The sequence below is a fragment of the Fretibacterium fastidiosum genome, from assembly GCF_000210715.1.
Classification (GTDB): Bacteria; Synergistota; Synergistia; order Synergistales; family Aminobacteriaceae; genus Fretibacterium; species Fretibacterium fastidiosum.
Genome location: NC_021038.1, coordinates 1,998,158 through 1,999,412 on the forward strand (window position 1 = coordinate 1,998,158; position 1,255 = coordinate 1,999,412).

The window sequence follows — 1,255 nt, forward strand, 5'->3', positions numbered from 1 at the left end:
GGCCCTCAGGCTCAACACCCCCCAGCCCCTGCGGGGCAGCCCCCCTTGCAGGAGGGCCTTTCTTTCCCTTTAGACGCAAATTGGTATCAGTCCACTCCCGGCTCTGCAAAAACAGCTTCTCCAGGTTCAGCGCCTCACCAATCATCGCATCCTTCACCATCGCCTCAGGCATCTTCTGCGTTTAAACGGACCATCCAGCCTGGCAGTGGCATCAGAGCCGCAAGCGTGTCAGCCGCTCCACGCGCTCCTGAATCTCTCCGCGCTTCCCGGCGGGGATGAGCAGGACGAGGTAGTCGCCGCCCATGAGCTTGACGCCGCCGTGGGGGACGATCTCCTCCGCGCCGCGCTTCACCGCGATGATCAGGGACTCGCCGGGCCACTCAAGGTCCGCGATGGTGCGTCCGTCGGCCTGGCTCAGGGGCTCCACGGCGAATTCCGTCAACATGCTGCGCCGGACGGTGTGATCGTCCTGGGGCGAGACGGGCAGCAGGCGCTGAAGGCTCTCGTAGACGGGGGTGGAGCGGCAGAGCTCCGCCACGGTGTAGGAGGTCATGGCCACGATGCCCAGGGGCAGCATGAAGGCGAAGGAGCCCGTCATTTCGCTGATCAGAAGGATGCCCGTCAGGGGGGAGCGGACGATGGAGGAGAAGTGTCCCGTCATGGCCATGAGCGTCAGGGTGAGGACGAACTCCGGCTCCAGGACGCCCGCCGCTACGGCCAACTGTCCCATGGCGTTGCCCACGAGGGAGCCCAGGACCAGGAGGGGAAAGAAGATGCCGCCGGGCAGGCCGCTGCCGAAGGCCAGCACCAGCAGGAGGAGCTTCAGCCCGTAGAGCGCGATCAGGTGCTCCGGGGCGGGGTTGGCCTCCGTGGGGTAGAAGATCATGGGCTCACCGCTGCCGAAGAGCTCCGGCAGGGCAAGACAGAAACCCGCCGTGAGCGCGAAGGGCAGGATGCCCTTCGCGTACCAGGGCAGCCGCAGCCGACCGTAGAGGGCCTTGCCCCACAGGATGCACTTGTTGAAGAACACGCCGCTCAGGCCCGTGGCGGCCCCCAGGAGAAGGATGAGCCAGTAGTCCCTCAGAGGCAGGAGCTCGTGTCCCGCGACGTGCAGCACCGGCTGAAACCCCATGATGGACGCGCCGACGAAGGCCGACGCGAAGGACGCGGCCGTGGCCCCAACCAGCACGATGCCGGAGAAGCTCTTGTGCAGCTCCTCCATCGCGAAGACCACCCCGGCGATGGGGAAGGATGC

General features: G+C 66.2%; 1 protein-coding gene. It reads right to left on the reverse strand.

The window, feature by feature from the left end:
- Nucleotides 1-211: 211 nt before the first annotated feature.
- The coding region (locus SY1_RS09150; RefSeq protein ID WP_208873546.1) for a chloride channel protein at nucleotides 212-1,255 on the reverse strand (1,044 nt) is incomplete at its 5' end.